This window comes from Pseudomonas sp. SJZ077 (genome assembly GCF_007993905.1).
Classification (GTDB): Bacteria; Pseudomonadota; Gammaproteobacteria; order Pseudomonadales; family Pseudomonadaceae; genus Aquipseudomonas; species Aquipseudomonas mandelii.
On sequence record NZ_VIUJ01000004.1, the window covers coordinates 88732 to 113522 of the forward strand.

27 protein-coding genes are annotated in these 24791 nt (G+C 61.1%); 14 read left to right on the top strand and 13 right to left on the bottom strand.

Annotation, left to right across the window (positions count from 1 at the left end; genetic code table 11):
- Nucleotides 1-77: 77 nt before the first annotated feature.
- From glp to norR, 4 genes are all read right to left on the bottom strand, one after another.
- A complete protein-coding gene (glp, locus tag FBY01_RS08930) occupies nucleotides 78-1313 on the bottom strand; it encodes a gephyrin-like molybdotransferase Glp (RefSeq protein ID WP_145307116.1) in 1236 nt (411 codons plus the stop codon).
- Nucleotides 1310-1864, bottom strand: a complete 555-nt coding sequence (moaB, locus tag FBY01_RS08935) for a molybdenum cofactor biosynthesis protein B (RefSeq protein ID WP_145307119.1) — start codon at nucleotides 1862-1864, stop codon at nucleotides 1310-1312. The genes glp and moaB overlap by 4 nt, the downstream gene beginning before the upstream one ends.
- A gap of 243 nt (nucleotides 1865-2107) precedes the next feature.
- The gene (pdxH, locus tag FBY01_RS08945) at nucleotides 2108-2755 is read right to left on the bottom strand and encodes a pyridoxamine 5'-phosphate oxidase (RefSeq protein WP_145307125.1); all 648 of its coding nucleotides are present in this window, start codon (nucleotides 2753-2755) and stop codon (nucleotides 2108-2110) included.
- A gap of 88 nt (nucleotides 2756-2843) precedes the next feature.
- Nucleotides 2844-4373 carry a nitric oxide reductase transcriptional regulator NorR gene (norR, locus tag FBY01_RS08950; protein WP_010460201.1) on the bottom strand — a complete coding sequence of 510 codons (1530 nt, stop codon included), beginning with the start codon at nucleotides 4371-4373 and terminating at the stop codon, nucleotides 2844-2846.
- 155 nt (nucleotides 4374-4528) lie between these two features.
- Between norR and ytfE the strand changes: the two genes are divergently transcribed.
- A complete protein-coding gene (gene ytfE / locus FBY01_RS08955; protein ID WP_017338886.1) occupies nucleotides 4529-5203 on the top strand; it encodes an iron-sulfur cluster repair protein YtfE in 675 nt (224 codons plus the stop codon).
- Nucleotides 5204-5339: 136 nt separating this feature from the next.
- Here ytfE and FBY01_RS08960 read toward each other — a convergent pair whose 3' ends face one another.
- Both FBY01_RS08960 and FBY01_RS08965 read right to left on the bottom strand, forming a co-directional pair.
- Nucleotides 5340-5777, bottom strand: a complete 438-nt coding sequence (locus FBY01_RS08960) for a CopD family copper resistance protein (protein ID WP_145307128.1) — start codon at nucleotides 5775-5777, stop codon at nucleotides 5340-5342.
- A gap of 28 nt (nucleotides 5778-5805) precedes the next feature.
- Nucleotides 5806-6996 carry an NnrS family protein gene (locus FBY01_RS08965; protein ID WP_010460195.1) on the bottom strand — a complete coding sequence of 397 codons (1191 nt, stop codon included), beginning with the start codon at nucleotides 6994-6996 and terminating at the stop codon, nucleotides 5806-5808.
- Between the two features lie 484 nt (nucleotides 6997-7480).
- Between FBY01_RS08965 and FBY01_RS08970 the strand changes: the two genes are divergently transcribed.
- Together FBY01_RS08970 and FBY01_RS08975 are read left to right on the top strand one after the other, a co-directional pair.
- Nucleotides 7481-8164, top strand: a complete 684-nt coding sequence (locus FBY01_RS08970; protein ID WP_147213285.1) for a Crp/Fnr family transcriptional regulator — start codon at nucleotides 7481-7483, stop codon at nucleotides 8162-8164.
- Nucleotides 8161-8361: a protein DnrP gene (locus FBY01_RS08975; protein ID WP_077748430.1), complete on the top strand. Its 201-nt coding sequence runs from the start codon at nucleotides 8161-8163 to the stop codon at nucleotides 8359-8361. The genes FBY01_RS08970 and FBY01_RS08975 overlap by 4 nt, the downstream gene beginning before the upstream one ends.
- A gap of 15 nt (nucleotides 8362-8376) precedes the next feature.
- On the opposite strand, the gene FBY01_RS08980 is transcribed toward FBY01_RS08975, so the two are convergent.
- The 6 genes from FBY01_RS08980 to FBY01_RS09005 all read right to left on the bottom strand — a co-directional run bounded on the left by FBY01_RS08980 (nucleotide 8377) and on the right by FBY01_RS09005 (nucleotide 14041).
- A complete protein-coding gene (locus FBY01_RS08980) occupies nucleotides 8377-10218 on the bottom strand; it encodes a nitric oxide reductase activation protein NorD (RefSeq protein ID WP_145307133.1) in 1842 nt (613 codons plus the stop codon).
- A gap of 78 nt (nucleotides 10219-10296) precedes the next feature.
- On the bottom strand, nucleotides 10297-11724 hold the full coding sequence (locus FBY01_RS08985; protein ID WP_145307136.1) for a cbb3-type cytochrome c oxidase subunit I: 1428 nt from the start codon (nucleotides 11722-11724) through the stop codon (nucleotides 10297-10299).
- A gap of 3 nt (nucleotides 11725-11727) precedes the next feature.
- Nucleotides 11728-12168 (bottom strand): cytochrome c, encoded by a 441-nt coding sequence (locus tag FBY01_RS08990; protein WP_010460184.1) that lies wholly within the window; start codon nucleotides 12166-12168, stop codon nucleotides 11728-11730.
- A gap of 242 nt (nucleotides 12169-12410) precedes the next feature.
- Entirely contained in the window at nucleotides 12411-12668 is a 258-nt protein-coding gene (locus FBY01_RS08995; RefSeq protein ID WP_077748428.1) for a cytochrome C oxidase subunit IV family protein, read from the bottom strand.
- A 10-nt stretch (nucleotides 12669-12678) separates the two neighbouring features.
- Entirely contained in the window at nucleotides 12679-13266 is a 588-nt protein-coding gene (locus FBY01_RS09000; RefSeq protein WP_145307138.1) for a cytochrome c oxidase subunit 3 family protein, read from the bottom strand.
- Nucleotides 13250-14041: a CbbQ/NirQ/NorQ/GpvN family protein gene (locus FBY01_RS09005; RefSeq protein WP_083376777.1), complete on the bottom strand. Its 792-nt coding sequence runs from the start codon at nucleotides 14039-14041 to the stop codon at nucleotides 13250-13252. The genes FBY01_RS09000 and FBY01_RS09005 overlap by 17 nt, the downstream gene beginning before the upstream one ends.
- 199 nt (nucleotides 14042-14240) lie before the next feature.
- On the opposite strand from FBY01_RS09005, the gene FBY01_RS09010 reads away from it, so the two are divergent.
- The 11 genes from FBY01_RS09010 to FBY01_RS09060 all read left to right on the top strand — a co-directional run bounded on the left by FBY01_RS09010 (nucleotide 14241) and on the right by FBY01_RS09060 (nucleotide 23281).
- A complete protein-coding gene (locus FBY01_RS09010) occupies nucleotides 14241-15932 on the top strand; it encodes a nitrite reductase (RefSeq protein WP_010460174.1) in 1692 nt (563 codons plus the stop codon).
- A 24-nt stretch (nucleotides 15933-15956) separates the two neighbouring features.
- Nucleotides 15957-16271: a c-type cytochrome gene (locus tag FBY01_RS09015; protein WP_145307140.1), complete on the top strand. Its 315-nt coding sequence runs from the start codon at nucleotides 15957-15959 to the stop codon at nucleotides 16269-16271.
- A gap of 19 nt (nucleotides 16272-16290) precedes the next feature.
- Nucleotides 16291-16614: a cytochrome c gene (locus FBY01_RS09020; protein WP_017338897.1), complete on the top strand. Its 324-nt coding sequence runs from the start codon at nucleotides 16291-16293 to the stop codon at nucleotides 16612-16614.
- Nucleotides 16611-17789 (top strand): cytochrome D1 domain-containing protein, encoded by a 1179-nt coding sequence (locus FBY01_RS09025; RefSeq protein WP_145307143.1) that lies wholly within the window; start codon nucleotides 16611-16613, stop codon nucleotides 17787-17789. The genes FBY01_RS09020 and FBY01_RS09025 overlap by 4 nt, the downstream gene beginning before the upstream one ends.
- A 1-nt stretch (nucleotide 17790) precedes the next feature.
- Complete coding sequence (locus FBY01_RS09030; protein WP_145307145.1) at nucleotides 17791-18249, top strand: Lrp/AsnC family transcriptional regulator; 459 nt, start codon at nucleotides 17791-17793, stop codon at nucleotides 18247-18249.
- Nucleotides 18246-18761, top strand: a complete 516-nt coding sequence (locus FBY01_RS09035) for an Lrp/AsnC family transcriptional regulator (protein WP_083376779.1) — start codon at nucleotides 18246-18248, stop codon at nucleotides 18759-18761. Before FBY01_RS09030 ends, FBY01_RS09035 begins: the two co-directional genes overlap by 4 nt.
- On the top strand, nucleotides 18754-19197 hold the full coding sequence (locus FBY01_RS09040) for an Lrp/AsnC family transcriptional regulator (RefSeq protein WP_010460162.1): 444 nt from the start codon (nucleotides 18754-18756) through the stop codon (nucleotides 19195-19197). Before FBY01_RS09035 ends, FBY01_RS09040 begins: the two co-directional genes overlap by 8 nt.
- Nucleotides 19172-19675, top strand: a complete 504-nt coding sequence (locus FBY01_RS09045) for an Lrp/AsnC family transcriptional regulator (protein WP_145307149.1) — start codon at nucleotides 19172-19174, stop codon at nucleotides 19673-19675. Before FBY01_RS09040 ends, FBY01_RS09045 begins: the two co-directional genes overlap by 26 nt.
- Before the next feature lie 27 nt (nucleotides 19676-19702).
- The gene (gene nirJ, locus FBY01_RS09050; protein ID WP_145307152.1) at nucleotides 19703-20881 is read left to right on the top strand and encodes a heme d1 biosynthesis radical SAM protein NirJ; all 1179 of its coding nucleotides are present in this window, start codon (nucleotides 19703-19705) and stop codon (nucleotides 20879-20881) included.
- 70 nt (nucleotides 20882-20951) lie between these two features.
- Nucleotides 20952-21791, top strand: coding sequence for a uroporphyrinogen-III C-methyltransferase (cobA, locus tag FBY01_RS09055; protein WP_017338902.1), 840 nt, complete (start codon nucleotides 20952-20954; stop codon nucleotides 21789-21791).
- A complete protein-coding gene (locus FBY01_RS09060; RefSeq protein ID WP_145307154.1) occupies nucleotides 21788-23281 on the top strand; it encodes a nitrite reductase in 1494 nt (497 codons plus the stop codon). Before cobA ends, FBY01_RS09060 begins: the two co-directional genes overlap by 4 nt.
- 705 nt (nucleotides 23282-23986) lie before the next feature.
- On the opposite strand, the gene FBY01_RS09065 is transcribed toward FBY01_RS09060, so the two are convergent.
- Nucleotides 23987-24730 carry an SDR family NAD(P)-dependent oxidoreductase gene (locus tag FBY01_RS09065; protein ID WP_145307157.1) on the bottom strand — a complete coding sequence of 248 codons (744 nt, stop codon included), beginning with the start codon at nucleotides 24728-24730 and terminating at the stop codon, nucleotides 23987-23989.
- Nucleotides 24731-24791: the final 61 nt, after the last annotated feature.

The window sequence follows — 24791 nt, forward strand, 5'->3', positions numbered from 1 at the left end:
TGTGGCACAGCGATCGAAAAAGGCGCTGCCAGTCTAGCGAGACCGGCAGGCACGGCCTTGACGGCAATCAATTGCGATCAATGCATCAGGTCGGCGAAGGACAGGAACATCACGTTGTCGTGCTTGAGCACTTGCTGCTCGCACTCGATCACCGCCAGGCCATCGGCCCAGCACGCGGCGGTCAACATCGCCGAGCTTTGCTGAGGGTGCAGCTCCACGCTCAACTGACCATCAGCACCGGGTGTCAACCGAGCCCGCAGGTACTGCCGACGTTTGTTGCGCTGCAACCAATCGAACCCGGCGGGCACGGCCAGTGGCGCCGGCAACACATCGCTGACGCCCTGAGCCCTGAGCAGGAACGGGCGCACCACCACCAACGCGGTAATCAGCGCCGCCGAAGGATTGCCCGGCATGCCGATCCAGGGTTTGCCGGCGACTTCGCCGAAGGCCAGCGGCTTGCCCGGCTGAATGGCCAGCCGCCAGAAATCCAGGCTGCCGAGTTCCTCGATCGCTTGTTTGAGGTGATCTTCCTCACCCACCGAGACGCCCCCCGAACTCAACAACAGGTCGCATTCCGAAGACGCCAGGCTCAAGGCATGCCGGCTGGCGGCCAACTCATCGGCCATGACGCCATAGTCATGCACCTCCACCCCCCAACCGCTCAACAGCGCGGCGAGACAGTAGCGATTGCTGTTGTAAATCTGCCCGGGCGCCAATGGATCACCCGGCTCACGCAGTTCATTGCCACTGCTGAGCAAGCACACCTGCAACGGACGATAGACCTCAACCTGCCCGATGCCAGCGCCAGCCAGCAACCCCACTTCTTGCGCACGCAGACGTTTGCCGGCCTGGATTAACAGGTCGCCGCGGCGAACCTCCTCACCTTCTTTGCGCACGTGATCGCCAGTACTGACGGGTGGGAACCACACGCGCTCGCCCTCGATCCGACAGCGCTCTTGCGGCACCACGGTGTCGGCGCCTGCAGGTAATGGAGCGCCGGTAAAAATCTGCACTGCTTGCTGCGCGAGCAACGGCGAGCACGCCGAATCCCCCGCTGCGATTCGACCGCCAATCAACAACCAGCCACCCTCCGGTGGCAGGTCAGCGGCCCTGAGGGCATAACCGTCCATGGCGCTGTTGTCCCAGGCCGGCAGGTTGACGGGGGAATGAATGTCCGCCGCCAGCACCCGACCCAAGGCTTGATCCAGGTCGATCTTTTGCGCCAGGGGCGGCGGCGGTGCCTGGTCCAGCAAACGATTGATGGCCTCGTCCACCGGCATCAAGTGACCAAGGTCACACACCCGGCCGGTCATGAGCGGGTCTCGCAGGCGTCGACGACCCGTTGCCCTTGCGGTTTCAAATGGGGGGCGAAATTGCATGGGCCGGTGCGGCTGTCCAGCTGTTCGAGCAGGATCTGGTTCCAGGCCGTTCGACACGCGCCCGGCGAACCCGGAACGCAGCACACCAGCACGCCATTGCTAATCCCCGCCAATGCCCGGGATTGCAGGCTGGACATGCCGATTTCCGCAAGGGACACCTGACGGAACAGTTCACCGAAGCCTTCCACGTGTTTGTCCAGCAACGGCAAGACCGCTTGTGGTGTGTTGTCGCGCGCGGTGAAACCGGTGCCTCCGGTCATCAATACCACCTGCACCTTGGGGTCGGCGATCCAGTGGGAAACCTTGGCGCGGATCTGATAAATATCGTCCTTGACCAGACTACGATCGATCAATACATGCCCGGCCGTTTGCAGCAAATCCGTGAGGGTCTGCCCCGAGGTGTCGGTGTCAAAGGTGCGCGTATCGCTGATGGTCAGTACGGCTATGTTCAGGGGTTCAAACGTGCGTTGCGCCAGATGGGCCATATCCAAGCCTTCCCGTAAATGAGGGTATGGGGCAAAGCCTGAACTGGAATGCCCGATGAGCCTATTCCTCCAAGGAGGTACCTCTACAGGGACATATGAAGAACGTGTAGGCCACACGATACCTGTGGGAGCGAGCCTGCTCGCGATAGCGGCTTGTCAGGCAACATTGATGTCGACTGACCCTGTGCTATCGCGAGCAGGCTCGCTCCCACATTGTTCTCCATCGCTGCGCGTTCTGCGGGTTCAAGGTGCCAGGCGGTTGCGTTGCCATACGCCATCGCGCAACCGGTAATCGAGGCGGTCATGCAAGCGGTCGGCACGGCCTTGCCAGAATTCCAGGCGATCCGGCTGCAAGCAGTAGCCGCCCCAATGCTCGGGCCGCGGCACGGTCTGGCCGGCAAACCGTTGGGTGGTTTGTGTCAACAGCGATTCAAGCTCGGCCCGATTGGCCAATGGTCGGCTTTGCGGTGAGGCCCAGGCGCCGAGGCGACTGTCCTGTGAGCGGGATTCGAAGTACGCATCCGACAGCGTCGGGGCGAGCCTGGACACCCGACCCTCGATCCGCACCTGACGCTCCAGCCCCGGCCAAAAAAAGGTCATCGCAGCATACGGATTAGCAGCCAATTGCTGCCCCTTATCGCTCTGGTAATGGCCGAAAAACGTGAAGCCTTCATCACTAAAGCCCTTGAGCAGCAGGACCCGACAGTGCGGGCGACCTTCACTGTCGACGGTCGCCAACACCATGCTGTTGGCTTCGACAGGCGCACGCTCGGTGTCGCGGGCCAGTTGCATCCACTGTCGGAACATGGCCAGCGGGTCGTCCAGCGCCGCTTCGTCTTGCAGGCCAAAAAGGGTGTAGTTGCGGCGCATCTGTGCAAGGGAAAGGGGCATGACGGTGATCTCCGAAAAGGTTCTGCCCAGCGTGCGAGACTTCGCGCAACAGCACCTTGATCACCATCAACACTGAGCATGCCCAGCCTTACTTCAGGCGTAACCGCCGCGCCAGTTTGTGCAGGTTGCTGGGATCGATTTCCAGGATCCGCGCGGCGCTGGCCCAGTTATCCCCGGACAGGCTCAAGGCCTGGAGAATTTTCTTGCGCTGGTAATCGTCGACCGCTTCCCCCAGGGGCTGGAACGGCGCGTCAGCCGTTTCGTCCAGAGGACTTTCGACGACCACGCCCTGCCCGCCCATGGCACTGTCGAGGTCCAGAATCTCGGGTTCCAGCGTCATGATCAGGGTACGACTCGTGCCGCGGCTGAGCGTCTTCAACGCGGCTCGGCTGATCACATGTTCCAGCTCGCGCACGTTGCCCGGCCAGTTGTAAGTCAGCAGCGCGCGCTCGGCGGCCGGCGACAGACGCAAACCGCGCAAGCCAAGCCGCGCCCGATTCAGCTCAAGGAAGTGCCCGGCCAGCATCAACACATCGTTACCCCGCTCGCGCAACGGCGGAATCGGCACCGGATAGACCGAGAGCCGGTGATACAGATCCGCCCGAAACAAACCATCGCGGATGCTGTCCGGCAGGTGCCGGTTAGTCGCGGCGATGATGCGCACATCGACGTGCAACGGCTTGTCGGCGCCGAGGCGCTGGATCTCGCCGTTCTGCAGGGTGCGCAGCAGTTTCGCCTGCACAGCCAACGGCAATTCACCGACTTCATCGAGAAACAGCGTGCCGCCGTTGGCCGCATCGAAACGCCCGGCACGGTCACTGGTGGCGCCGGAAAACGCGCCTTTGACATGGCCGAACAATTCACTTTCCGCCAGAGACTCCGGCAAAGCAGCGCAGTTGACCTGCACCAGCGGCTTATGACTGCGACGCGACAGACGATGCAAGCGCCGGGCGAACAGCTCTTTGCCGACGCCGGTCTCGCCCAGCAGCAACACCGGCAGCTCGGAATCGGCCAGTACATCCAGTTCATTGAGCAACTGGTGCAGCACTTCACTTTGCCCGAGGATTTCGCCTTCGTCCGCCGGTCTGCGTACGTCTTGAATATCGCTGCGGGACAAGCGCAGGCTGCGGTTTTCCTGTTCCAGTCGGGTGACTCGCACGGCGGCTTCGATCTGCAAGGTGCAGCGCTTGAGCTCTTCCCGCGCACGGCTGTCGAAGGTCCCGGCATGCAGCGCATCGAGGGTGATCGCCCCCCAGATCCGACCTTCCACATACAGGCTCACGCCCATGCAGTCATGCACTGGCATCGGTTCGCCGGCGTGATTGTCGAGCAAGCCATCATAGGGATCCGGCAGCCGACTGTCGGGCTCGAACCAGGTGGGTTCGCGCGACGCCATGATCGCCGCCAGCCGCGGATGCTGAGCGATGACAAACCGGCGGCCCAACGCTTCATGCACCAGCCCCACCGTCGCGACCGGCCTGAGGCTGTCGTCATCCAGACGCAGCAATCCCACGGCGCCACTGTTGAAGTACTCGCGCAGGGTCTGGACCAAACGTTGCAACCGCACAGCATTCGGCAACTCGACGATCAGGTCGGCCGCCAGGCTTTCACGCAGCATGGTAGTTATTACCCTCTATGGTTGGATTCACCCTAAAGTGTCCGGGTGTCTATCACCACAACTAAAAATTAAGCCATATTTTTCAATACGTTAAATATGGCATGTCGGATGCAATGAGCCTGGGGAACCGTTGAAATCCAAACAAGGAACCCCTGATGAGCCTGACTCTATTGGAACAAAGCCTCGGCCAACTGGCGTGCGACATTCCCGGCGCCACGCGGATCTTCCACACCTTTAAACTGGACTTCTGTTGTGGCGGGCATAAAAGCCTGCTTGAAGCGGCCGCTGGCAAAGGCCTCGATCCGGCCCTGATTGCCGATGCGCTGCACCGGCTGCAAGACACCGGCGAAACCCAGCACGACTGGCGCAACGAACCCTCGGAGCTGTTGATCGCCCATCTTCTGGCGCGCTACCACGCCCGCCATCGCGAACAACTGCCGGAACTGATTCGTCTGGCCCGCCGCGTCGAGCAGGTCCATGGTGCCCGCAGCAGTTGCCCCAACGGCCTGGCCGATCTCTTGACCGACATGCAACAAGAACTTGAAGGCCACATGCTCAAGGAAGAACAAGTGCTCTTCCCGATGCTGCAACAAGGCATCGGCCCTCAGGCCGCACCGCCGATCCAGGTGCTGCGCTTTGAACATGATCAACATGGCGAAGCATTGGAAAGGCTGCTTGCGCTGACCAACAACATCACCCCGCCGGCCGATGCCTGTAATACCTGGCGTGCCCTGTATCGCGGGCTGCTGGAGTTCCGTGATGACTTGATGCAACACATCCATCTGGAAAACAACGTGTTGTTCGTCAACGCACTTAAACCTCGCCATTGATCGATTGCGGGTCATACAAAACCAGTGACACAGCTTTCGCGAGCAGGCTCGCTCTCACAGGGGAACGGTATCCCAATGTGGGAGCGAGCCTGCTCGCGAATGGCGCCGTTACAGGGTTGCGGGTTCTCCAGCGCGATCAACCGTGCCAATAGAACATGGCCTTGGCCAGGATCACGATCAACACCATGTGCCCGAGGATGCTGCGGCGAATCCAAGTGGCGCGGGTCGTGGTCAGGCATGCACTTTTCAGCCAGTACGCCAGCAGAAAGTAATGGCCGATGATGCTCAGGGCCAGGATGATCTTCAGGCTCAGCAACGTACCAAAACTGCTCGCCAGCGGCTGACTCAATACACCCCGGTGTTGCCACGCCAGGCTGATACCGGCGCCATACAACAGCAACACCACGCCATGCAGCACCTTGCGCGAACGCACTGCAATCGCTTGATCGGCGCTCGTTTGCGCGCTAACCGCCACCTGCTGGCGGGCGTTGTGCCAGATCACCACCTCGAAAAACAGCGTGCCGATGAAGGCAATCGCCGCCAGCAAGTGGGTGACCAGTAAAAAGGGATACATCACCGGCAGCCTCCATCAGTTAGCGTGCTTAGCCCGGATGGCCGTCCACCCGGGACTGCAACAGCATCGGCCCATAGCGCCAGGCGTATAGCGCAAACGCCAGCACCCAACACAGACCGGCCAGCCACAACGCCGGCAAGGGGAAAAACAGGATCAACACGACCCGGCTCAGACAGGCCAGGTTGAGCAGAATGAACGCCAGGGTCATGCCCGACGGCGGCTCCAGCGCGCGGCCGGTATGCCCCAGGCTGACCCGTGCAATCATCGCCAGCACCAGGCCACCCATGGCGCCGATGGTCAGGCAATGCACCGCCAGACTCGGATTGATCGGCACACCGAAATGCCACAGCGCCATCCCGAGACAGGCCACCGCCAACCAGGCATAAGCCAGGTACAACGACCACAACAACGGCACATGCCAGAGGGCGCGATCATGCCAGCGCACCAGGCGCACCAGATGCCCAGCGGCCAACACCGCGAACAACAGGCCCACCCAGAAATCTGGGGCAAGCGCAGGTCCCGCGGCATAGAGCAACGCCACCAGCGGTGAGCCAATCAGCAGCAGCCAATCCAGCCACGGCCAAGGGGTAACGCCCTCGACCTTGCCGAGGCCGCGCTGGATGAAGAACGGAATGACGCGCCCACCGATCAAACCCATCATTGCCGCCACCAGCCACATACCCGTCAACACGCCTTGACGCTGCCAGCCTTCATGACCTTCGACCAGACCATACAGGGACAACCCATCGGCCGCTGCTAACAGCAGCAACACCACCGCAATGGGGTAGTTACGTTTCTGCCGCACCTTCCACAAGGTGAATCCCATGAGCGCAGCCACCGCCAGCGGGAACGCCAGTTCCAGCACCGCAAGCACCGGCAACGGTGCATTGACCAGCCAGGCCACGCGCGCCAATAACCACAGCAGCGCCAGCATGGCCAGTGGTTGCCCGCTGATGCCGGGGCGACCGGTCCAGGTCTGCACCGCCGTCAGCAGAAAGCCGGCGATGATCGCCAAGCCGAATCCGAACAGCAATTCGTGTCGATGCCAGTTCAGCCAGCCACCCGCCGGCTGCCAGCCGGAAAGCTCACCACTGAAGGCGAACAGCCAGAGCGGAATGACCAGCACCGCCAGCAGGCAGCCGGCGAGGAAAAACGGCCGAAAGGCCAAACGCAACAGCGGCGCGATAGCCATCGCTTTACGGCGGTCAAGCACTTGCATAAAGCTACTCCTTTACCTTGCTGCTGACCTGACGCCAACCCACACGCGTCGAGGCAAGTCCGGGGGCAATCATCGGGTATTGACGATTAATTGCCTTTGTCGCAGATCAAGTGTGCAAGGGCCGTGCCCTGATGTTCATTCGCCCGCTGTGGTGAGAGGACCTGCCCCCTGCGGGACCAGCCCAAGGGTAGAAATAACCATTAAAGGGTTATTTGAACCCTAAACCCCGTGGTCGTTTTTACCCTCCTATCTGACAACCCCAGTAAACAAAGGGCTCCAGGCATGGCCCGCGTCTTGCTCAATGGTTCAGAAATTAAGGAAAACCTGATCCTTCTCGATCTCCAGGAGTCGTCATGAAAAAAGTCATCCAGCCATTGGCCTGGTTTGTGGTGCTGACCTCGGTGCTGGCGTTGGCCAGCGGTGTCTCGCTGGGCCTCGTTTGACTTGATAGCCATCCCCTCTTCAAACTTCAGGATGAATTCTTATGGTGCTTCATCGCGTCCATCACCAGATTCTGCGCAGTCATCACTTGTTCGAGCCGTTGAACGAAGAACAGCTGGATGAGTTGATGAGTACCAGCCATTTGCTGAGCATCGACAAAGGCGAACCGTTGTTCCGTCAGGGCGAGCCGGCAGACTCGTTCTATTTCGTGATTGCCGGCGCGGTGAAAATCTATCGCCTGACGCCGGACGGGCAGGAGAAAGTGTTTGAGGTCATTGGTGACCGGCAAACCTTCGCCGAAGCGATGATGCTGATGGACACCCCGAACTATGTGGCCTCGGCCGAAGCGATCTGCCCCACTCAGCTCTATCGGTTATCCAAAAGCACCTATATGCGCCTGCTGCAAAGTAACAGCCGACTGACCTTTGCGCTGCTCGGCAAGCTGTGCGTTCGCTTGCATCAACGGGTCAACGAAATCGAAACCCTGTCACTGAAAAACGCCACCCACCGGGTCGTGCGTTATCTGCTGACGCAACTGGTGCGCCAGCAAACCGTTGGCAGCCAATTCGAATTGCCAATGGCCAAGCAACTGATTGCCGGGCACCTGTCGATCCAGCCGGAAACCTTTTCGCGGATTATCCGTCGCCTGATCGATGAAAACATCATCACCCAGGACGGCCGCCAGATCGCCATTCTCGATCGTCTGCGCCTGGAGCAGTTTGAGTGAGTGCCATGCCCGTCTGCTTGTATTGCCAACGCGCCAACCCCGCACAAGAAACCGAGTGCCGCCAGTGCGGCATGCCCTTGCCAGTATTGGCCGCACACGCGGCGCAATGTCGGCTGCGCCGATTCACGTGGTTCTGCATTGGCCTGACGATCTTCTGCGTGACGATGTTTTTCTGGCTGCCACGCGGCATCAGTTGATGCTGCGTCCCCCCCTCAAGGTTGGGTCAACTGGCGGTACAGCTGCGGCAATCGCAGAGGTAATTGCTCGGGCTGACGGATCAAGGTGTAGCCATTGGCGCCGAACATGTAAGGCAGGTAATCCCCGGCCTCGCGATCAATCGTGATGCAAAACGGCGTCAACCCCTTGCGCCGCGCCTCCAGCACCGCTTCGCGGGTGTCTTCAACACCGTAACGTCCCTCATACAAGTCCAGATCATTCGGTTTGCCATCCGTGAGCAGCAGCAACAATTTGCTGCGGCGCTTGCTCTTGCCCAGCAGTTGGGTGGCCTGGCGGATGGCGGCGCCCATGCGCGTGTAATAACCCGGTTTGAGCCCTTGAATACGACCGCGGGTGTTGTCGTCATAACGCTGGGTGAAAGACTTGAGTTCCTGCATCCGCACTTGATGACGGCGCAACGAGGAAAACCCGTACAGGGCGAAATCGTCACCGAGCACCGACAGGGTCTCACCGAACAGCAGCAAGCTGTCGCGGATGACATCAATCACCCGATGCTCATCGTTCAGGTGCGCGTCGGTGGACATCGACACATCGGCCAGCAACAGGCACGCCAGGTCACGGCGTGTCTGCCGTTGTTCCATGAACAAACCGCGTTCCGCACACTGGCCATGCTCGCGTTCAACGTGAAAATCCAGCCAGGCCTGCATATCCAGTTCAGACCCTTGGGGTTGCTGGCGTAACCATTGGCGGTCATTGCGCAGGTGCTCGAACTGGCGCCGCAGACGGTGCGCCGAAGCTTTCAGCCGTGGCGGCAGTGGCTGCGCCTCGCAGTCCCGGGGCACCATCATTTGCAGATTGACGAAGGCGTCTTGCATCTGCTGTTTGCGATAGTCCCACTCCGGCAACTTGATGCCCTCGCCCAGGGGAATATCGTCGACATCGGCCGGCGGTAAATCCAGGTGCAGCTTGAGGCCGCCGCCCTTGCGCAGACGGGTGCGCGACAGGCTCAACTCGTCGAGGTCCTCGGCGACTTTGGCCGCGTCCGGGTCCTCGCTGTCGTCCGACCAGCGATCCAGGTCCACGTGTTCGGTCCAGCTGAACAGGTTCTCCAGACGCACGATCAACAACCCGCCGTCACGGGTGCTTTCATCTATCCGCTTGGCGCGTTTGCTTGCGCCCTTTTGCTCACCGGGTGGGGTCGTCAACGATTCTTCGGACTCCTCCCCCAGGTCGGCAGCCTGAGGGCTCGCGAGGTTTTGCGGCGGGTACAACCACAGCGGCAGCGGCCACGCGGCCCGTTCGCTGCGGGGAAAATGTTCGACACTGCCGGGCTCGCGCAGCGCCTGGCATAACGCCCGTTCCAGGGCCGCTTCGCCACGACTCAATGTGGCCGGATCCGGGCGCAATTGCAGGTGAGCATCGACCAGACGTTTGTACCGGGCACGCAACGCGGGATAACGCCCTAACAGCAGTTGCGTCCAGCGTTGATTGTCCCGTCCCCAGTGCCGCATCTGGCCGGCCTGTGCCGCCAGCAAGGCGAGCCAACGATAGAGTTCTTCGTTCAGTGCGACTTCGGGAAACACCGCGAGGCTCGACGGTAGACGAAGGTTGCTCGCATCGCACCACGCCAGGGGCACTTGCTTGCAGGTGCCGGCGATCTGCTGCAACACGTTGCGCCGCAACAGCAGATCGCGGTCGCTGGCGGCTTCGACACCGATACCACTGGCACCGCCCATGGCGCGAAACAGCAGCGCCAGCGGACGTTGCTGGCTGGCCAGTTCAACGCGTGCTTCGGGGAAGTCCGGGCTGGCGCGCCGGGTGATGAAGCGATGCCAGACGCTGCCGACCCACTCTTCCAGTTCGACGGTAAAGGCCATGATCATTGCCCTTTTTGTAAAGCAAAAAAACGGCCCGCTGTATCAGCCGGGCCGACCTTTTCTAACCTTGACACCGGCTCATGAAGGCACCACGGCCGCCGGGGCGCGCAAGGCTGCGCGGCCACGTTGCTTGAAGCTGAACAGGTAACAGAGCAGTCCCGCAAGGAAACCAAGACCGGCACCAAAACGGGCCCAGAACAGCACCTGCAGTTGTTCGACCGTGGCCATGAAGGGCAACGCAACACCATCGACCTGCCAGCGTTGCAGGTAGACCTGAACGACACCGGCTGCGGTGAGGAACAGCGTGATCATCACCATCGACAGGGTCATCAACCAAAAGCCCCAGATTTCGAAGGTCTGCGAGCGCTCATCGCCTGCTTCACCCAACCCGCGCAGTCGTGGCATGGCGTAGCTGATCAAGGTCATCACGATCATCGCGTAAGCACCGTAGAAAGCCAGGTGGCCGTGCGCCGCCGTCAGTTGCGAACCGTGGGTGTAGAAGTTGACCGGAGCCAGGGTATGCAAGAAGCCCCAGACGCCAGCACCGAAGAACGCTGTGACGACGGTTCCCTTGGCCCACAGGGTGGCGGCGCGGTTCGGGTGTTGCCGGCGGCGGTTCTTCACCATGCTGAAGGCGAAGATCACCATGGCCAGGAACGGCAGCGGTTCGAGTGCCGAGAAGATTGAACCGACCCACAACCAGACCTCAGGCGCACCAATCCAGAAGAAGTGGTGACCGGTGCCGATGATCCCGGTAATCAGCGCCATGGCGATGATCACATACAGCCATTTCTCCACGACTTCCCGGTCTACCCCGGTGATCTTGATCAGGACAAACGCGAGCATCGAACCCATGATCAGTTCCCACACGCCTTCCACCCAAAGATGCACCACCCACCACCAGTAGAACTTGTCGCGGGCCAGGTTGCCGGGGTTATAGAAGGAGAACAGGAAGAACACCGCGAGCCCGATCAACCCGGTCATCATCACCATGCTGACGGTGGTCTTGCGACCTTTGAGCAGGGTCATGCCGATGTTGTAGAGGAAGCCCAGGCACACCACCACAATGCCCATCTTGGTGATGGTCGGTTGCTCCAGGAACTCCCGGCCCATGGTCGGCAGCAATTCGTTGTGGGTCAGCCTGGCCAGGCCGGCATACGGCACCAGCAGATAGCCCAGGATCGTCAGCACACCCGCGGCGGCGAAGACCCAGAACAGGATGATCGCCAGCTTCGGACTGTGCAGTTCGCGGTCGGCCTCTTCCGGAATCAGGTAATAGGCAGCGCCCATGAACCCGAACAGCAGCCAGACAATCAGCAGGTTGGTGTGCACCATCCGCGCCACGTTGAAAGGAATGATCGGGAACAGAAAGTCCCCTATCACGTATTGCAGGCCCATGATCAATCCGAACAGCACCTGACCGAGAAACAGTATCAGGGCGAACACGAAGTAAGGTTTGGCCACGGCTTGCGAGGCAAATTTCAGATGCGGATTAGCAATGCTCATCGCTTAGCCCTCCTTGTTTGGCGGCCAGCCATTGGTGTTGATGTTCGAGCTCCATTTGAGGAACTCGGCGATGTCATCCACCTCCTGGTCACTCAACTTGAACTGCGGCATCGCGCGCCGGCCGGGTACGCCCAGTGGCTGCATTTTCATCCAGGCATGCAGAAAGGGTTTGAAGCCCGCTTCCCCACCGCGCCGCTGGAACACGTTGCCCAGCTCAGGCGCAAAGTAGGCGCCCTCGCCCAGCAGCGTGTGGCAGCCGATGCAATTGTTTTGCTCCCAGACCAACTTTCCGCGCACCACGGATTCGGTGAGCTGCGCCTCATTGCTGCGGGCCGGAAAGGTCTGTTCCGTGTGATAGGTCAAGGCCAGGAATATCAGGAAGAAGAAGATGCTTCCCCCGAAATAGATATTCCTGGCCATGCCTTTGGTGAAGGTCTCTGACATGGTCGCTTCCTCTTTGCTTGGCCCGTCCATGATAGGAAGCGAAGGGTTGAAACCTGCTTGATGGCGATCAAGAAAGTCAGATGGTTTTGGTCGGGTATTACTGACAACGCAGATCGAATGTGGGAGCGAGCCTGCTCGCGAAGGCAGAGTGTCAGTCAACTTGGATGTTGAATGTGACGGCTCCTTCGCGAGCAGGCTCGCTCCCACGTTAAAAGTTGTGCTGTTTTACGGGCTGTATTCCTTCAGCGGACCACCTCCAGCGTCAGGCCTACAACCGTCGCCAACACCAGCGCCCAGCTCAACATCAACCGGCGCCACAGTCGCGGTGCGTGGCGCATCTCCATGAAGCCGTCGGTGATCAGCCACGCCTTGCCCACCGCCACCAGCAAGATGGCCATCGACAGCAGCGATGTCGCGCCAACGTGGGCCAACACCACCGTGCACACACTTAACGTGGCAAGCGCCGCCCAACAGACGAGCAATACCCTGGAAACAGACATGAGAACCTCGTCAACTCAGCACGTAGACCAGCGGAAACAGCATGACCCAGATCAGATCGACCATGTGCCAATAGAGCACGCCGGATTCAAACCCGCTGCGCTTGCTGGCGTCGTACAAGCCACGGCGACAGCGCTCCGCGAGCCACCCGAGAATGACCATGCCGAGCAGTACGTGGAGAAAATGAAAACCGGTGAGGATCCAGTAGAGGGTGAAAAAGGTGTTGTGCTCCATGCCCAGCCCCGAGGCGAGCAAGTGCCTGTATTCCGTGAGTTTCAGCACCACGTAGACACTGGCGGCGAGTAACGCCATCAGCAGGAAGACCGCACCGTGACGCGGCCGCGAGTTCCTGACTTGCTCTTGCGCCAGCGCGGCGAACAGCCCCGCAGTGAGCAGGCTAAGGGTCATCGCCAACCCGGTTGAGGTGTTCAGCAACAGGCGGCTTTCACTGAACATCTGCGGCTTGAGCGCCTGGGTCACGGCGAACACCACAATCAGGATGGCGAACACCGACAGCTCCGCCAGAATGAAAAACCACATCGCCAGATCGCCCGGCAAGTGACGGCGCAAGACGCCCGCGGACTCAGCCGAAGTGGACATCAACCACGTCCATCAGCGCGGCAACGGTCAACGGATCGTCGCTCAGCGGCTCGGCCAGGCAGGCCATGCAGGCCTCACGCGGGCTCATGCCGGAGCGGATCATGCGCGCGGTAAAAATCAGCAGCCGCGTTGAGGCGACCTCTTCCAGATCATGTTGATCGAGCCGGCGCAGCGCCTGGCCCAACCGCACCACTTGCGTCGCCAGCGCGGTGTCCACCTGGGCTTCCCGGGCCACGATACGTTCTTCGTCGGCCACCGGTGGATAGCCGAAACGCATCGCCACGAAACGTTGGCGGGTGCTGGGTTTCATGCCTTTGAGCAGGTTCTGGTAACCGGGGTTGTAGGAGACCACCAGCATGAAGGACGGCGGCGCCTTCAGCACTTCGCCGGTGCGTTCCAGGAACAGTTCACGACGATCATCGGCCAGCGGATGCAATACGACCACTGTGTCCTGGCGCGCCTCGACCACTTCGTCGAGGTAACAGATGCCGCCTTCACGCACCGCGCGGGTCAGCGGTCCGTCCTGCCACCAGGTGCCCTGGGCACCGATCAGGTGGCGGCCGATCAGGTCGGCCGCGCTCAGATCGTCATGGCAAGCCACGGTGTACAGCGGCAGTTTCAGCCGATGAGCCATGTGCTGGACAAAGCGGGTCTTGCCGCAACCCGTCGGGCCTTTGATCAGCACCGGCATGCCGTGTCGCCAGGCTTGCTCGAACAGCGCCTCCTCATTGTTGAGCGGTTGATAGAAGGGTTCGCAAGACGGGTTACGGTCCATGGGCTGCCTGTTCCAAAAGCGGATTCAAGGAACACGCTACGGGCCCCTGCGACAACCTGGCAAGTGAGATGGCCGGCAAACTTGATCGTCGTCAAGCGAACATTGGCCTGCTCGGGCATAGCCTTGCACGGCACTAAGAACCTGCGTTCTGCGCTGCCGTTTCAGCACATCGCAAAGGTCTTGCCTGAGGAGAAATGGAATGCTGATCAGCAATAGAAAAACGTTTGCCCTGACCCGCGCTGCATTGTGTTCGTCACTGGCCCTGGCGGTGGGTCATGCCGCCAGCGCTGAAGAGCCCGCCGCAGCGGTGGCCAACCTGCCCATGGTTAAAACCGCTGGCGCTCCCGACATGAGCCAGGCCGAGTTCGACTCATCCAAGGAAATCTACTTCCAGCGCTGCGCAGGCTGCCACGGCGTTTTGCGCAAAGGGGCCACGGGCAAACCGCTGACGCCGGACATTACCCAAAGCCGCGGGCAACCGTATCTGGAAGCCTTGATTACCTACGGGTCACCGGCGGGCATGCCGAACTGGGGGACGTCCAATGCACTGACCAAGGATCAGATCACGGTCATGGCCAAGTTCATTCAGCACACGCCGCCGACGCCACCGGAATGGGGCATGGCCGAGACGCTGAAAACCTGGAAAGTGTTGGTCAAACCCGAAGATCGTCCGAAGAAGCAGCTGAGCAAACTCAACCTGCCGAACCTGTTTTCGGTGACGTTGCGCGATGACGGCAAGATCGCCCTGATCGACGGTGACAGCAAGAAGATCGTCAAACTCATCGAGACCGGTTACGCGGTGCACATCTCGCGAATCTCTGCCTCAGGCCGCTACCTGCTGGTGATCGGTCGAGACGCCCGGATCGACATGATCGACCTGTGGCCGGTGGAGCCGACCAAGGTCGCCGAAGTCAAAGTGGGCATCGAGGCGCGCTCGGTCGAGACCTCCAAGTTCAAGGGCTACGAAGACAAATACACCATCGCCGGTTCTTATTGGCCGCCGCAGTTCACCATCATGGATGGCGAAACCCTGGAGCCGAAGCAGATCGTTTCGACCCGCGGCATGACCGTCGACAAACAGGAATATCACCCGGAGCCCCGGGTCGCAGCGATCATCGCCTCCCACGAATGGCCGGAGTTCATCGTCAACGTCAAGGAAACCGGCAAGGTGATGCTGGTCAATTACCAGGACATCAAAAACCTCACTGTCACCTACATCGATGCCGCGCCGTTCCTGCATGACGGCGGTTGGGACAGCACGCATCGCTACTTCATGACCGCCGCCAACAACTCCAACAAGGTCGCCGTGATCGACTCCAAGGAGCGCAAGTTGACCGCGCTGGTGGACGTCGGCAAAACCCCTCACCCGGGTCGCGGCGCCAACTTCAACCACCCGACCTATGGCCCGGTCTGGGCCACCAGCCATCTGGGTGATGACGGCATCTCGCTGATCGGCACCGACCCGACCAAACACCCGCAATACGCCTGGAAGCAGGTCGCCTCGCTCAAGGGTCAGGGCGGTGGATCGCTGTTCATCAAAACCCATCCCAACTCCCGTCATCTGTACGTCGATACCACCCTCAACCCGGATACAAAACTCAGCCAGTCAGTGGCGGTGTTCAACCTCGACAAACTCGACGCCGGCTACACCGTGCTGCCCATCGCTGAATACGCGGGCATCAAGCAAGGCGCCATGCGCGTCGTGCAACCGGAATACAACAAGGCCGGCGATGAAGTCTGGTTCTCCGTGTGGAGTGGCCAGGCAGACGAGTCGGCGCTGGTGGTGATCGACGACAAAACACTGAAGCTCAAGTCAGTCATCAAGGACAAACGACTGATCACACCCACCGGGAAGTTCAACGTCTACAACACCCAACACGACATCTATTGAGCTCCATCAATGCAAGGAAACACCATGAAAAATACTCTGTTTTCACTGTTCGCCCTGACCGCTGCGCTGAGTGTGCAACCGGCCATGGCCCAAGACGCGCTGGAGCTGTTCAAGAGCAAACCCTGCGCAGCCTGTCATTCCATCGACACCAAGATTGTCGGCCCTGCGCTCAAGGACGTAGCGACCAAGAACGCTGGCGTACCCGGAGCCGTGGACACCCTCGCGAGCCACATCAAGAACGGTACACAAGGCAACTGGGGGCCGATGCCCATGCCGGCCAACCCGGTGACTGAAGAAGAAGCGAAAACGCTCGCGACTTGGGTACTGACACTCAAATAACCGCCAGGAGGGCGTCTTGATGGTGTATCGACACGCTGTGATTCTGGCGGCCCTCCTCCTCATTTGCGCAACCGCGGTTGCGGCGCCGGACGCCCAGCGTCAGGCGCAACTCGAACACCTGCTGACCCAGGACTGCGGTGCCTGCCATGGGCTGCACCTGACTGGCGGGCTAGGCCCCGAACTGACGCGCGCAGCGCTGGCCGGCAAATCCAGGGACAGCCTGATTGCCACCGTCACCCAAGGCCGGCCCGGCACCGCGATGCCCGGTTGGGCCCCGTTGCTTAGCCCCGGCGACATCCGTTGGCTGGTCGATCTACTTCTCCAGGGATATCCCGCACCATGATCCGTTCAATCCTGCTGTCAGCGGCGACCGGGCTGTTGTTGTCCGCTTGCGTTCAGCCACCATTGCGTGGCACCGGCGACTTGGGCCTGGTCGTGGAGCGCGCCACCGCAAGCGTACAAATCATCGAAAGCGACACCCACACCGCGCTGGCCCGACTCGAGGGTTTTGGCGACCTGTCCCATGCCTCGGTGGTGTTCTCCCGTGACCAGCGCTACGCCTATGTGTTCGGGCGCGACGGCGGGTTGAGCAAAATCGACTTGCTGACCTGGCGTATCGACCATCGCGTCATCCAGGGCGGCAACAGCATTGGTGGCGCCATCAGTCAGGACGGCAAGCTGATCGCCGTGTCCAACTACGTGCCCGGCGGGGTCAAGGTGTTTGATGCCGAAACCCTTCAGCAGGTGGCCGATATTCCGGCCACGCCCCTGGCCGATGGCAGCAAGCGCTCACGGGTAGTCGGCCTGGTCGACGCGCCGGGGCAACGTTTCGTGTTCAGCCTGTTCGATACCGGCGAGATCTGGACCGCTGATTTCAGTCAGGGCAGCACACCACAAATCAGCCGTTTCACCGGCATTGGTGAGCAACCCTACGATGCCTTGATCACCCCGGACGGACGCTATTACATGGCCGGCCTGTTCGGTGAAGACGGCATGGCGCAACTCGACCTCTGGCATCCAGAACGCGGCGTGCAGCGAGTACTCGGCGATTACGGACGCGGTCAGGCGAAACTCCCGGTCTACAAGATGCCGCACCTGGAAGGCTGGGCCGTCGCCGATAACCAGGCCTTCGTGCCCGCCGTCGGCCGGCATCAAGTGTTGGTGATGGATTCACGCACCTGGCAGCAGACCGCCGTGATTCCGGTGGCCGGCCAACCGGTGTTCGTCACGTCGCGCCCGGACGGTCGGCAGCTGTGGGTCAATTTCGCCTACCCGGACAACGATCGGGTTCAGGTCATCGACACCGAAACCCACGCCGTGGTCGCCGATCTGCGCCCCGGGCCAGCGGTGCTGCACATGGAATTCACCGCTCGCGGCGACCAATTGTGGCTGTCATTACGCGACGGTGATCAGGTCCAGGTCTGGGATCCGTACCGCCTGAAGCTGCTGAGCACCCTGCCCGCCAGAGCACCGAGCGGCATCTTCTTCAGCAGTCGCGCGCAGAAAATGGGGTATTGAAATGGACCTTGAACGACTCAGCCGCCAACTCATCGACCGCTTTCAGCACGGCATGCCGCTGTGTCCGTCACCGTACAAGGAGATGGCCAGGATTCTCGGTTGCCGCGAATCCCAGGTGATGGCCTGCCTGGAAGAAATGGATCAGGCCGGCACCCTCTCACGCATCGGCCCGGTGTTCGAACACAGCCGCGCCGGGGCCAGCACCCTCGCCGCCCTCGCCGTGCCCGCTGACCGCCTGCAACAGGTGGCCGATCGCGTCAGTCAGTACCCGGAGGTCAATCACAACTACGCACGGGAGCATTTCTACAACCTGTGGTTTGTGCTGACCGGCCCTGATCGCCAACACATCGACCGCGTGCTCAAGGAACTGGAGGACGACACCGGCCTCATGCCGCTGGACCTGCCGATGTTGACCGCCTACCGCGTCGACCTGGGCTTTGCCCTGGGAGAAAACTCATGACACCAGGATTGAACCCCAAACAAGCATTGGCGCTGCGCCGGCACCTCGAAGGCGGGTTGCCGCTGGTGTCGCGCCCGTATCAGGCTCTCGCCGAACGGCTCAACGCTGACGAAAACCAGGTACTCGAACAGATGCGCCAATGGAGCGAGCAAGGGCTGTTTCGCCGTATCGGCCTGGTGCTGCACCATCGCGCACTGGGTTTTACCGCCAACGCCATGCTGGTGCTGGATGTTCCCGATGCGCTGATCGACGAAGTCGGCCAGCGCCTTGGGCGAGCGCCCGGCATCAACCTCTGCTATCAACGGCCCCGGCGCCTGCCGCAGTGGCGGTACAACCTGTTTTGCATGGTGCACGGGCGTCAACGTGAGCAGGTTGAGGCGCAGATCCAGGCGTTGTTGGAGGAGCATCTACTGAGCGACCTGCCCCATCAATTACTGTTCAGCACCCAGGTCTTCAAACAGTGCGGCGGCCGTTTTGCGCCCTCGCGCACCGGAGTACCGACCCATGGATGACCTGGACCGCCGACTGATCAACCGTTTGCAATTGGGCTTACCGCTGGTGCGCCACCCCTGGCGGGTATTGGCGGCCGAACTGCAGAGCAGCAGCACTGAACTGCTCGACCGATTGCACACCCTGCTCGCTGATGGCGTGCTCACACGCTTCGGCCCGATGTTCGACATTGAACGGCTGGGCGGCGCCTTCACCCTCGCCGCGTTGGCGGTGCCGGAAGAACGTTTCGATGACGTCGCCGAACAGCTCAATGGCCTGCCGGAAGTGGCGCACAACTACCGACGCGAACACGCCTGGAACATGTGGTTCGTGCTTGGCTGCGCGACCGAAGAAGGCATCGCCGAGACGCTGCAGCGCATCGAAACCCTGACCGGCCTGCCCCTGCTCAACCTGCCTAAGGAGGAGACTTACCATGTCGGTCTGTATTTCCCGGTCTGAAGACACACTCGCCCAGCGTCTGATTGCGTTGACCCAGGCCGGTCTGCCGTTGCTGGATGACCCGTGGGCGTGGCTCGCCGAACAACTGGAATTAAGCATCGAATCCACCCTGGACCTACTTAAGCGCTTGCAGGCCGAGGGCGCGATTCGGCGCATTGCCGCCGTACCCAATCACTACCGACTGGGCTATCGCCACAACGGCATGACGGTCTGGGATGTGCGCGACACCGACATAACGCGCCTCGGCGCGCTGATCGGCGCGCAGCCTTTCGTCAGCCACTGCTATCGCCGCCCGCGCCGAACCGGATGGCGCTACAACCTGTTCGCCATGGTGCATGGCCGCAGCCGCGATGAGATCAACAGCTACCGCGAGCACCTTCGCTATTTGTTGGGCGAGGCCTGTTTTGCCGACGAGATGCTGGTGAGCAGCCGCATCCTGAAGAAAACCGGCTTGCGCCTGCCGCCCGCTTCGCGCTGAACACGTTCCCGACTCAAGGAGAGTTGCATGTTGAGGATCAGCCAATACCTGCGTGCGCTGGCAGGCCAGGCGCCTGCACCCAGAACCAGTCCACCGGGCAGTAACCGGGCGCCGGTGGTGATCTGGAACCTGCTCAGGCGCTGCAACCTGACCTGCAAACATTGCTACGCCACCTCGGCCGACAGTGTCTTTCGCGACGAACTGGATACGGCCGCCGCGCTGACCGTGATCGACGATTTGCACGATGCCGGGGTGAAGGTGTTGATTCTTTCCGGTGGCGAACCGCTGTTGCGCGAGGATCTGCTTGTGCTCAGCGCCTACGCCCGGGCCAAAGGTTTCTTTGTGGCCTTGTCCACCAACGGCACGCTGATCGATGAGCAGAACATTGCGCAGATCAGCGCAGCGAATTTCGATTACGTCGGCATCAGCATCGATGGACTGGAAGCCACCCACGACGCTTTCCGCCAACTCAAGGGCAGCTTCGCCCGCTCCATGCAGGCGATCCGGCTCTGTCGCGAACAAGGCATTCGCGTCGGGCTGCGCACTACCCTGACCCAGGAAAACCATCCTCAGTTACCCCAATTACTGGCGCTGATGCGCGAGTACGACGTGCAGAAGTTTTATCTGTCGCACCTCAACTACAGCGGTCGCGGTAAACGCAGTCGCAAACTCGACGCGCACCAGCAGATGAGCCGCGAGGCCATGACGTTGATCTTTGAGCGAGCCTGGGAAGACATCCAACAGGGGCGCGACAGCGATTTTGTCAGCGGTAACAACGATGCCGATGCCATTCTGCTGCTGCAATGGGCAGCCCTGCGTATTCCCGAGCATTACCCACGCCTGGAAAACATGCTCCGCGCCTGGGGTGGCAACGCCTCCGGCAGCGGCATTGCCAATATCGACAACACCGGCGAAGTGCACCCGGACACCTACTGGTGGCAGCACTCGGTGGGCAATGTCCGCCGCACGCCGTTCCGCACGTTGTGGCTGGATCAGCCGGATGCCCTGCTGTTGCGCCTGCGTGAGCATCCCCGCGCCGTCGGTGGTCGTTGCGCGCAATGCCGCTGGTTGACCATCTGCAACGGCAATACCCGCACGCGTGCCTGGGCCGAGGGAGATCTGTGGGGCCAGGACCCCGGCTGCCACCTCAGCGATGACGAAATCGGTGTTACGCCGTCAACGAACATCCCTTGCATCACCCACTGAATAGCCCGTCCGGCCAACCACCTGACAAAGGCTGGGGCCGGCCAACCTGATGAAGCACCAAGGACGTCCCATGCCTCCATCAATTGCTATACCGGCCACACTTGAGTCGCCGTTCCGGCCGGGCGAAGTTGCCCTGGTCGGCGCCGGCCCCGGCGATCCACGCCTGCTGACCCTGCGCGCCTGGAGCCTGTTGATGCAGGCCGACGCCGTGGTGTACGACCGGCTGATCAGCCCCGAACTGCTGACCCTGATTCCCCTCGCCTGCGCCCGTCATTACGTCGGCAAGGCCAGCGGTTGCCACAGCCTGCCCCAGGAACAGATCAACGAGCTGCTGGCCGACCTCGCCGATCAAGGGCAGCGCGTGGTCCGGCTCAAGGGCGGCGACCCGTTCATTTTCGGTCGCGGTGCCGAGGAGCTGGAGTACCTGCTGCAACGCGGCATTGATTGCCAGGTGGTGCCGGGAATCACTGCCGCTTCCGGCTGCAGCGCCTATGCAGGCATACCGTTGACCCACCGCGACCTGGTCAATTCCTGCCGGTTCATCACCGGCCATTTGCAACGCGATGGCGAATTGTCGTTGCCCTGGAGCAGCCTCGCCGACAGTAGCCAGACCTTGGTGTTTTACATGGGCTTATCGAACCTGGGGATCATCGCTCAACGCTTGATCGAAGCCGGGCTGTCGGCCGACACACCGGCGGCGCTGATCAGCAACGGCACGCGACCCGACCAGCACGTCGCCCGCGGCAAGCTGCACCAATTGCCAACCCTCGCGCTGGATTGTCCACCGGGTATTCCGACACTGACGGTAATCGGCTCAGTGGTCGATATGTTTGACGCAGAACAGCTGGAATACCCGGCGCGACTCTACCCGACCCAAGCCCTGCTACGTCGCGCCAAGGTGGCGATATGAGGCGCATCGTCCTCGCCCACCTGTTAGGGGTCAGTGCGGCCCAGGCCGGCGCAGCAGTGCCGGCACTTGAACACGCGGCGCAACTCTATCAGCAGCATTGCCAGAGCTGTCACGGTATCAACCGTCTCGGCGGCGCAGGGCCGGCGTTGTTGCCTGAGAGCCTCAGCCGGATCAAACCTGATGAAATCCGCAGCGTGATTCAAAACGGTCGCCCCGCGAGCCAGATGACCGGCTATGCCAACGTGTTCAGCCCCGCGCAGATCGACGCGCTGGTGGATTACCTTCAGCAACCGCCTGCCACCCCGCCCACCTGGAGCAATGACGACATTCTCGGCAGTTACTCGCTGCTCGCGGACCTGAGCAAACTGCCCTCCACGCCCCAGCACGGCGCCGACCCGATGAACCTGTTTGTGGTGGTAGAAGCTGGCGACCATCACATCGACATCGTCGACGGTGACCGATTTGAGGTGCTCGCGCGGTTCGCTTCGCACTTCGCCGTGCACGGCGGACCGAAGTTCTCGCCCGACGGGCGCTTCGTCTACTTCGCTTCCCGTGACGGCTGGATCAGTCTGTATGACTTGCACAACCTGAAGCTGATCGCCGAGGTCCGCGCCGGCCTTAACACCCGCAACCTGGCGGTGAGCAAGGATGGACGCTGGGTGCTGGTGGGCAACTATTTGCCCGGCAACCTGGTGGTGCTCGATGCCCGCGATCTGTCGCTGGTCAAAACCATCCCGACCATCGGTCAGAACGGTACCGCGTCACGGGTCAGCGCGGTTTACTCCGCTCCGCCGCGCGACAGCTTCATCGTCGCACTCAAGGACGTGAAGGAAGTCTGGGAGCTGTCCTGGGCGGGCACACCGGATTTCGAACCCCGGCGGATTCCTGCCGGGGATTTTCTCGATGATTTTTCCTTTTCGCCGGACTACAAACAGCTGCTGGCCACGTCGCGCAAGGCCCAGGGCGGCCAGGTCATCGACCTCGACAGCGGCAAGGTGGTCACCGACATACCGCTGCCGGGCATGCCGCATTTGGGGTCGGGGACCTATTGGAAACGCAACGGTGAATGGGTGTTCGCCACGCCGAATATCAGCAAGGGACTGATCTCGGTCATCGACTTCAAGACCTGGAAACTGATCAAGGAAATCCCGACCCTGGGGCCGGGCTTCTTCATGCGCAGTCATGTCAACTCGCGGTATGCCTGGACCGATGTGTTCTTCGGGCCCGACAACGATGCGATCCACCTGATCGACAAACAGACCCTGGAAATCGCCCACACACTGCGCCCGGTACCCGGCAAAACCGCCGCTCATGTTGAGTTCACTCGCGACGGCCGCTACTTGCTGCTGAGCATCTGGGCCACCGATGGCGCGCTGATCGTCTACGACAGCAACACCTTGCAGGAGATCAAACGCATTCCGATGAACAAGCCTTCGGGCAAGTACAACGTGGGGAACAAGATTGAGTTTGCCGAGGGGACTTCGCACTAGGCCTTGGGGGTATATCCGTTTCTTTGGTAACGGCGGCTATTGGTTTCGCTTTTACAGCGAGTCACTTTGGAAAAGCGCCAAGTAACCAAACCGCTTTTACCCCTTTCGTTCGGAGGCTCGCCATACACTCGCTCCGGTCCTGCTCCGTGGGCCTCTCGAGGGGGCGACTACCGCAAAAACACTGCGAGGCGGCCTACCGTCCGGCCTGTATCTTCAAGCGTACGCATTCCCCTGTGGGAGCGAGCCTGCTCGCGATGAGGCCCTGTCAGTCGACATCAATGTTGAATGTCAGTCCGCCTTCGCGAGCAGGCTCGCTCCCACAGTTGGATTTTTGGCGGGCATGACATAGAGGTCCACCGCCGATGCCCCTGACAGACATCAGGTCGGCTATCAGGCCGCCTCGCTTTGGCTTTTGATCTGGCTTTTGAACTTGATCTTGATCTGCCCCGTCGGAAGGCCGAGCGCAGGTTCTGCGCAGTGGGCACCGCGGCAAGGATGCCGCGGTAGCCGCCCCCGGCCATGGATGGCCGATGGCGGCGGGCCCACGGAGCAGGACCGGAGCGAGGGCATGCCGAGCCTAGGCGAGGCACCGTACGTCAGGGGCGAAAGCGTTTGGTTACTTGGCGCTTTTCCAAGTGACCCGCTGTAAAAGCGGAATCAATAGTAGCCGTTACCGCAGAAACGGATATGTACCCCGAACGGACTTCAGCCCAAGGTGTAACCGTTATCAACCTTCCAGTCCTGGCCGTAAACACCCCGAGCCCCCTGCGACAGCTGAAAAACAATCACATTGGCCACCGCCGCCGCATCAAGAAAATGCCCCGGCAACAGACGTTTACCAAGCGTGTCGGCAACATCGTCAAGCTCCCCATCGCTCAACCCCAAGTGATCCCACATCGAGGTAGCCGTCGGTCCCGGCGAGACCAGATTAATGCGCACATCAAAGCTCGCAAACTCCACCGCCAACGTCCGCGCCTGAGCCGCGAGCGCCGCCTTGCTGGCAATGCACGCAGCCAACCCCGGAAAGCTCGAACCCGTCAGAAAACTCCCGACAAACACCACCGAAGCCGGGCTCGCCAATTCACCGCGTAACGCCGCCAGGGTGTTCAACGCCCCGGCGCCGTTGACCGCCCACTGACGCTGGAAGGCCTGCATATCCAGGCTGTCGGCCATCTCGGCGACACCCGCGTTAGGCACCAAATAGTCCACGGGGCCCATCGCCGCAGCGCGCTCGGCCAGTTCGCTCAGGTCTTGCTGACTTGTGACGTCCCCGGCAAACCACTGCAACCGCTCGCCGTAGATCTGCTGCAAGGCCGGCAATTCACCGAGGGTCCGTGACATCGCCAGCACCTTGACCCCGCGCGGTAACAGCGCGGCGCACAGCGCAAGGCCGATCCCGGAGCTGGCACCTGTGACCACCGCCAAACGATCTTGAAACTCGGTTTTCATCATTTTCTCCTGGGCATCACGGATGCCAGCACTGGGGACGTAGCGAGCCCTATCTTTGAGC

Excerpts from the sequence above, each read along its gene's own strand:
- glp (WP_145307116.1), bottom strand. The coding sequence starts at position 1,313 with ATGACCGGCCGGGTGTGTGACCTTGGTCACTTGATGCCGGTGGACGAG.
- moaB (WP_145307119.1), bottom strand. The coding sequence starts at position 1,864 with ATGGCCCATCTGGCGCAACGCACGTTTGAACCCCTGAACATAGCCGTA.
- pdxH (WP_145307125.1), bottom strand. The coding sequence starts at position 2,755 with ATGCCCCTTTCCCTTGCACAGATGCGCCGCAACTACACCCTTTTTGGC.
- norR (WP_010460201.1), bottom strand. The coding sequence starts at position 4,373 with ATGCTGCGTGAAAGCCTGGCGGCCGACCTGATCGTCGAGTTGCCGAAT.
- ytfE (WP_017338886.1), top strand. The coding sequence starts at position 4,529 with ATGAGCCTGACTCTATTGGAACAAAGCCTCGGCCAACTGGCGTGCGAC.
- FBY01_RS08960 (WP_145307128.1), bottom strand. The coding sequence starts at position 5,777 with ATGTATCCCTTTTTACTGGTCACCCACTTGCTGGCGGCGATTGCCTTC.
- FBY01_RS08965 (WP_010460195.1), bottom strand. The coding sequence starts at position 6,996 with ATGCAAGTGCTTGACCGCCGTAAAGCGATGGCTATCGCGCCGCTGTTG.
- FBY01_RS08970 (WP_147213285.1), top strand. The coding sequence starts at position 7,481 with ATGGTGCTTCATCGCGTCCATCACCAGATTCTGCGCAGTCATCACTTG.
- FBY01_RS08980 (WP_145307133.1), bottom strand. The coding sequence starts at position 10,218 with ATGGCCTTTACCGTCGAACTGGAAGAGTGGGTCGGCAGCGTCTGGCAT.
- FBY01_RS08985 (WP_145307136.1), bottom strand. The coding sequence starts at position 11,724 with ATGAGCATTGCTAATCCGCATCTGAAATTTGCCTCGCAAGCCGTGGCC.
- FBY01_RS08990 (WP_010460184.1), bottom strand. The coding sequence starts at position 12,168 with ATGTCAGAGACCTTCACCAAAGGCATGGCCAGGAATATCTATTTCGGG.
- FBY01_RS08995 (WP_077748428.1), bottom strand. The coding sequence starts at position 12,668 with ATGTCTGTTTCCAGGGTATTGCTCGTCTGTTGGGCGGCGCTTGCCACG.
- FBY01_RS09000 (WP_145307138.1), bottom strand. The coding sequence starts at position 13,266 with ATGTCCACTTCGGCTGAGTCCGCGGGCGTCTTGCGCCGTCACTTGCCG.
- FBY01_RS09005 (WP_083376777.1), bottom strand. The coding sequence starts at position 14,041 with ATGGACCGTAACCCGTCTTGCGAACCCTTCTATCAACCGCTCAACAAT.
- FBY01_RS09010 (WP_010460174.1), top strand. The coding sequence starts at position 14,241 with ATGCTGATCAGCAATAGAAAAACGTTTGCCCTGACCCGCGCTGCATTG.
- FBY01_RS09015 (WP_145307140.1), top strand. The coding sequence starts at position 15,957 with ATGAAAAATACTCTGTTTTCACTGTTCGCCCTGACCGCTGCGCTGAGT.
- FBY01_RS09020 (WP_017338897.1), top strand. The coding sequence starts at position 16,291 with ATGGTGTATCGACACGCTGTGATTCTGGCGGCCCTCCTCCTCATTTGC.
- FBY01_RS09025 (WP_145307143.1), top strand. The coding sequence starts at position 16,611 with ATGATCCGTTCAATCCTGCTGTCAGCGGCGACCGGGCTGTTGTTGTCC.
- FBY01_RS09030 (WP_145307145.1), top strand. The coding sequence starts at position 17,791 with ATGGACCTTGAACGACTCAGCCGCCAACTCATCGACCGCTTTCAGCAC.
- FBY01_RS09035 (WP_083376779.1), top strand. The coding sequence starts at position 18,246 with ATGACACCAGGATTGAACCCCAAACAAGCATTGGCGCTGCGCCGGCAC.
- FBY01_RS09040 (WP_010460162.1), top strand. The coding sequence starts at position 18,754 with ATGGATGACCTGGACCGCCGACTGATCAACCGTTTGCAATTGGGCTTA.
- FBY01_RS09045 (WP_145307149.1), top strand. The coding sequence starts at position 19,172 with ATGTCGGTCTGTATTTCCCGGTCTGAAGACACACTCGCCCAGCGTCTG.
- nirJ (WP_145307152.1), top strand. The coding sequence starts at position 19,703 with ATGTTGAGGATCAGCCAATACCTGCGTGCGCTGGCAGGCCAGGCGCCT.
- cobA (WP_017338902.1), top strand. The coding sequence starts at position 20,952 with ATGCCTCCATCAATTGCTATACCGGCCACACTTGAGTCGCCGTTCCGG.
- FBY01_RS09060 (WP_145307154.1), top strand. The coding sequence starts at position 21,788 with ATGAGGCGCATCGTCCTCGCCCACCTGTTAGGGGTCAGTGCGGCCCAG.
- FBY01_RS09065 (WP_145307157.1), bottom strand. The coding sequence starts at position 24,730 with ATGAAAACCGAGTTTCAAGATCGTTTGGCGGTGGTCACAGGTGCCAGC.